Below are 6,224 nucleotides of genomic sequence, written 5' to 3'. Positions count from 1 at the left end.
ATACTACGTTGATACAGTGGGAAGAAATCAGAAGGTAATAGCACAATATATCCGAGAACAGTTACAGGAAGATATGGTGTGTGACCAAATGACACTGAAAGAACTGGTAGATCCATTCACGGGGAACCCCTATAAATAAGAAGCGCCCCTCGGAGAGGGGCAGCAGGTAAGTGTAGTGCGGTTGGTGGATTTTCCATAGGCCCTTGCGGCCTAGGCAGGTAATAAGGCTTCTAGCCGCAGAGCAAACTACCTGTTATACAGGTAGTTTTGATTATTTTTATGGAGACGCTTTATTGACAATTGACAACTTTAGGTATTGTCAATCTTTAATGCTAATTATAATATGCTAAAAGATGCAGTGGATACGTTAAACTTTCTTTTTAAAGAAGAGAACCTTATTGTCAGAATGCAATAAAATATATCAGAGAAAGATCCTTTATGCTTGTTGTTTTACCCGTTTTTAAGAATGTTAGAACGGAGAGAGTTGTCAAATCTTCAACAACAGGTTATTCGATATTGCATTTCATTAGATAATCGTAAATCAGAAAATCTAGATATCGAAAGAAATCAGAAAAACTAGAGGAATTAATTGCCTAGCTTATGTTTACTTTTCCAGATCATATAGGCGAAGTAGCTGTTTATGAAAAAATGGTAAAGAAACATTTTGGGAAATTTATTGAAGGAGATATGTTCCGCTTGTATTTTTGTAAAAGTATATTTATTGTAATTTATATTTATATGATATAATAACCATATAAATATAGTGTGTCATGTGAGGAGGGATTCGTATGAAAAAACAATGGCTTATGAAACAAAAAGGGCAGGGACTTACGGAATATGCTATTATTTTATTACTCATTGTTCTTATCGGATTTATGATATACAATATCTCTTCTATTAAAAGTCAAGTTGATAGTTTATATTCTTCCGTTTCATCTCATTTAACTTCTGTTGCCAATACCAGTGGAAACAGGTCTAGTAGTTCAGGTAGTTCTTCAAATGGTACGGGAAATAATGGGAATAACGGCAATACGAATAATAACGGCAATAACGGGCAGGATGGAAATTCTGATTTTGGACATAGTCAGGGAAACGACAATGGAAAGGGAAAAGATAATACTCAACAATAATTTATAGATGGAACGTATGCGTGTACGATGGAGTTGACAAGATATGGAAAAAAGCTTGGATGATATAAAACGTGTACTTGATGTTTTATCTGATATATACGATGTAGTTAGAATTGTAGATCCGATTTTTAATAAAGTCATATATAATGGGCATAATACAAACGTTGCTCCTTCAACAGTTTGTTATAATGTCTTAGAAAAAAATAGATTTTGCAGTAACTGTATTTCCTTGCGTGCGTTAAGTGAAAATAAGACACTTATCAAATTTGAAATGCTGAATAATGAATTTTGTATGGTAACAGGAACTCCTTTTCGATATAAAGGCGGCCGATATGCAATTGAATTATTTCAGGATATTACGCATAAAAGTGTTTGGAACAGCATAATCAGCAATACAGAGGAAAATTTTACAGAGGCAATTTTACGATTAAATGATTCACTTTTTAAAGATGGATTGACAGAGATATTTAATCGACGGTTTATTAATGAAAGACTGCCTGTGGAAATATTTAAGCAAAGTATATCCGATTTCCCGGCATGTCTGTTTATGATCGATATAAATTATTTTAAACGTATTAATGATACCTATGGACATCAAGGCGGTGATGCCATATTGAGAGAGTTTGCCGCCTTATTAAAAGACAAAATGCCCAATGCTACTAGCTGGACGGCTCGATATGGCGGTGACGAATTTTTAATATATTTAGATCAAATCACCAAGGAACAGGCACGAAAACTTGCGGCGGAAATATATAGGGATACAGAAAAACATTCTTTTACTAGTGAAGATAAAACCATAAAAACAACCTGCAGTATAGGTGCCTGTATGTTGCAGCCGGAGATGGATATGCACGAATGGATAAAGAGAGCAGATACAAATCTGTATATTGCTAAATCAAAACGTAATGAGAAACCGGCACGAAGAATATTGTATGGAATATAAAGCATTAGCGTATATACTAATACTTTTAATATATATGGGATGCTTTTTTCCAACACAGAGAATGAATATAGCAATAGTAAAATCCTCGCTTCTTAGTTTTAATGAGAGTCGAGGATTTTTGTAGTGGGTGGTAGCTTAATCATGGATTCTATATATGATATAATACATTATATAAAAAAAGGAGTAGTATATATGAATACACCTATTACCTGGTATTTAAAAAAACAAGTCGAACGGACAATTCATAATCTTGAAAAACATAATATTCATGGAATCTATGTTGAAGAGGAAGAACAATTACAAGAAACTATAAAGCAACTAGTAGCGGAACATGCGACTGTGGCCGTGGGGGATTCTGTTACGCTTTTTAAGACGGGCATCATTGCACTTTTACGGAATGGGGATTATTGTTTTCTTGATAAATACAGAGAAGGGATTACCTCTGCTGAAAAAAAAGAAATATATAGAAAAACGTTTAGTGCGGATACGTTTTTATGTAGTACCAATGCAGTGACCGAAGAAGGGGAACTGTATAATATTGACGGGAATGGAAGCAGAGTCGCGGCAATGATATATGGGCCGGATCAAGTAATTATAGTAGCTGGAATTAATAAAATTGTAAGGAATCTGGATGAAGCAGAACAAAGGGCAAGGCAGTATGCTGCTCCACTGGATGCTAAACGCTTAGGAAAAAATACACCCTGTGCCTCGCTGGGATATTGCGTTGATTGCCAAAAAGAAGAACGGATTTGCAATTATTTTACAGTGATTAAACGTCAATTTACTAAAGGACGCATTACGGTTATTATCGTAGGGAAATCGTTGGGGTATTGAACCGGATGTCCAGCAGATAGAAAGAATACGATCCATATCACGTCCTGCTGCGAAGCGGGAAGTTCGTGTTTTTGCTGCATGGGGCATACTAAAGTAGTATATAGTGAATTGATAATTGAGGGGGAGTTTTTGTGAAACCTTTTTTTTCATATGAGAACCGAATTTTAGTTATTATCATGATAGTTTCCTTCTTAGCACCGTTTACAAGCAGTGCATTGACGTTATCTTTACCTGATATTGGAATTGCATATGGGGTCGGAGAGTCTTTGTTAAGCTGGGTACTGGAAATATTTTTAATTTCATCAACAATTTTTGTACTGCCGTTAGGAAAGGCTGCGGATATTTTAGGAAAACGAAAAGTATTTCTTGTCGGGATACTTTCCTTTACCGTATCTTCTGCCGCGGTTTTTTGGGTGCATTCTATAGAAGAATTATTATTTCTGCGCTTTATTCAAGGCATAGGCAGTGCAATGATTTATGCAACCAGTATGGCAATTATTGTTTTAGTCTATCCGCAAGAACGGCGGGGTAAGGCGATGGGGCTTGTTATTGCTGCCGTGTATATCGGATTATCTGCAGGGCCTGTATTGGGTGGATTTTTAAATTATTATTATACATGGAAGAGTATTTTTTTGTTTATTGCTGTATGTAGTACTGTTGCGGCTATTTTGACTTTTGGTACGATGAAAACCGAATGGATTTCAGATAAAGGCGGCCGTATCGACTATAAAGGATCTTTTGAATATGCAGCAGCCCTGGTAATGATCATGTATGGGTTATCTGAAATATTGGATTCTTTTTCAGCTAAGTATTTTTTGGCGGCCGGTGTGGGAGTATTTGCTTTTTTTATCCGGAATCAAATGAAAACTGCAAAACCATTGCTGCCGGTACGGCTATTTTTAGATAACCGTGTTTTTTCCTATTCTAGTTTTGCTGCGATGCTTAATTATAGCGCGACATTTGCTATTAGTTTTCTCTTATCACTTTATTTGCAAAATATTATGCAGTACACGTCTCGAGATGCGGGCATTATTTTACTTGTCCAGCCGATTTTGATGGCGCTGCTGTCTCCTGCAATGGGTGCGCTGTCAGATCGGGTAAGTATTTCTGTGCTGGCGTCCGGCGGGATGGCATGTATTGCGTTGGGACTGGCTGGATTGGCTCTTAGTGTTCCCTGGCAGTCTATCTATGCAGTTATGCTATGTCTTGTTATTATCGGGGGCGGGTTTTCTTTGTTTACGGCACCGAACAACAATGCCATTATGAGTGCAGTACCCAAATCGTTTTATGGGACGGCATCTTCTGTTTTGGGAACAGTGCGTCTTATTGGACAAGTATTTAGCGTAGCTATTGTTACCTTGGTTTTATCGCGGACCAGCACAGAAAATGTCATGGGAAATGAACTTCTGATGGAAAATATTCGCTTTGCTTTTTTCGTATTTACTATTCTTTGCGTTATTGGTATTTTCCCATCCATGAAGAGGACAGCAGGAGGAAAATAACCATCATAGAGTAGTTTAGCATTCCTTATTAAAATGAATTTTTTATGTAATAGGATCGCATGAGGATATAAGCTAGCATATTTCTATATAAAATAAAGATAAAATTATGTTTTTATATAATAACATAAGAAAATATAAGTATATTAATCAATTTGGAGTAAAATATCTTGCGTTTTATGGTATAATAGACAACAGAGACGTTTCACCTTATAATTTATGCAATGTCATAAAGGATACGTCTTGCTGCAAAATTAACGCATTCAAGACATGATGCATCTGGATTTATGCAGCATATACGGTATATGTTTTATCTGTAAGTGAGTGGTTTGTTTAGATAAGGGTGAATAGGCTGGTACAGTGAGAGAAGGTGCTAATGATCTTGCAAATTGTAAAGGATACATCCCATATTTTTTCTATGATTGTTTCGTCCTGTTTCAGAAAGGTAGTTGGAAAGCGGATATTAATGATAGGGTTATTTGTCAGTATGCGCTTGTTTGAAGCAGATGCGATGGTCGAAATGCTTATGAGAATGTTGAATAATATTTAAAAGAAGCCTCCTGTAACAGTATCAGTATGGGACGTACGACTCAGAATTTATGAACTGTATTTTTTAATTGCATACATTGCTCAATATAAACAGCGCATCTCATCGTGAGGTGCGCTGTTTTGCGAAAAAAATAAAAGACAGAGATACCAGTATTTATTATAGGAATACCCGTGTCTGATTATAGACAAAAAGAAGTGAATAATACACATGCACCGATAATCCAACAATAAAATGCAAATGGCTTCATCGCAGTGATTTCGTTTTTATGAAACCATTTCATCATGATCCAGACACTGAAAAAGGCAGCTAATCCGGAAACAATGCCGCCCATGACGGCAATCCAGAAGAGGTCCCCCATACCCGTGGCCATTAATTTGGGAACCTCCAGCATACCGGCACCGATGATAATAGGGGTTGCTAATAACATTGAAAAACGAACAGATTCTTCATGTTTTAATCCTGCGGCAAATCCGGCCGTTATGGTAGCACCTGAGCGCGAGAAACCGGGGATTAAGGCAAGGGATTGAAAGGCTCCGATAATCAGGGCTTCTTTGTAGGTCAAGTCCTTAATTTCTTTTTTACCGTGTTTCCGTATTTTTTCTCCCCAATATAACAGGCAGCCATTTATAATTAAGAAGAAACCGGCATTTACAACACTGCTGAAAATACCGCGCAATGCATGTTCTAAAAAGAAGCCGATTAGTGCTGCCGGAATAGAACCGGCAATAATTAAATATAATAGTTTTCGATTCTGTTTATCTTTTTTGGCTATACTGCGGACGATACCTGTCCAATCACTGCCAAAAAACAAAAACAGGGCGATGGCTGTTCCTAAATGAAGCATGACAACAAATGGCAGAAAATGTTCTTTTAAGAAAACGCTGTCCAGCTGCCAATGGAATACATACGGAGTCAGTACGCTGTGGGCGACACTGCTGATAGGGAATAGTTCAGTCATTCCCTGTACAATTGCTAAAATAAATGTTTGTAAAAAGTCCATGGAGAACACTCCTTATATGAGGTCAATTTAAAAGCTTTACTTATAATAGAAGATAGATGGCATACTGTCAATTGCAGTAAAGTAAAATATATGTAAATTGACACATCGGGGATAAACTTAACAGCATAAAAACAAGGAATCTCTAGATATAAGAGGTTCCTTGTTTTTTGTGTATTAGTTTTCCGGAGAAGGCGGAGGTGCCGGATGGTGGAAAAGTTCTTTTAATGTTTCCTTGGAAATTCCTGTTTTATCGGGCAGCTGATTCATA

Annotated in this window: 6 protein-coding genes and 1 pseudogene; 6 read left to right on the top strand and 1 reads right to left on the bottom strand. The window is 36.8% G+C overall.

Annotated elements, in window-relative coordinates:
* The 6 genes and pseudogenes from BLR11_RS13625 to BLR11_RS14195 all read left to right on the top strand — a co-directional run.
* Positions 1-139: pseudogene (locus BLR11_RS13625) on the top strand (IS200/IS605 family transposase); the annotation flags it as partial.
* 649 nt (positions 140-788) lie between these two features.
* Positions 789-1,130, top strand: a complete 342-nt coding sequence (locus BLR11_RS13620) for a hypothetical protein (protein WP_091653189.1) — start codon at positions 789-791, stop codon at positions 1,128-1,130.
* Between the two features lie 43 nt (positions 1,131-1,173).
* On the top strand, positions 1,174-2,073 hold the full coding sequence (locus BLR11_RS13615) for a GGDEF domain-containing protein (protein WP_091653187.1): 900 nt from the start codon (positions 1,174-1,176) through the stop codon (positions 2,071-2,073).
* Positions 2,074-2,265: 192 nt separating this feature from the next.
* Positions 2,266-2,907: a lactate utilization protein gene (locus BLR11_RS13610; RefSeq protein WP_091653192.1), complete on the top strand. Its 642-nt coding sequence runs from the start codon at positions 2,266-2,268 to the stop codon at positions 2,905-2,907.
* Positions 2,908-3,038: 131 nt separating this feature from the next.
* On the top strand, positions 3,039-4,409 hold the full coding sequence (locus BLR11_RS13605) for an MFS transporter (RefSeq protein ID WP_091653183.1): 1,371 nt from the start codon (positions 3,039-3,041) through the stop codon (positions 4,407-4,409).
* A 373-nt stretch (positions 4,410-4,782) separates the two neighbouring features.
* Complete coding sequence (locus BLR11_RS14195; RefSeq protein WP_176763015.1) at positions 4,783-4,956, top strand: hypothetical protein; 174 nt, start codon at positions 4,783-4,785, stop codon at positions 4,954-4,956.
* A gap of 178 nt (positions 4,957-5,134) precedes the next feature.
* Here BLR11_RS14195 and BLR11_RS13600 read toward each other — a convergent pair whose 3' ends face one another.
* Positions 5,135-5,956, bottom strand: a complete 822-nt coding sequence (locus tag BLR11_RS13600) for an undecaprenyl-diphosphate phosphatase (protein WP_091653180.1) — start codon at positions 5,954-5,956, stop codon at positions 5,135-5,137.
* Between the last annotated feature and the right edge of the window lie 268 nt (positions 5,957-6,224).

The sequence above is a fragment of the Megasphaera paucivorans genome (genome assembly GCF_900103535.1).
In the GTDB taxonomy this organism is placed as follows: Bacteria; Bacillota; Negativicutes; order Veillonellales; family Megasphaeraceae; genus Megasphaera_A; species Megasphaera_A paucivorans.
This window is presented reverse-complemented; position numbering and strand designations above follow the sequence as displayed.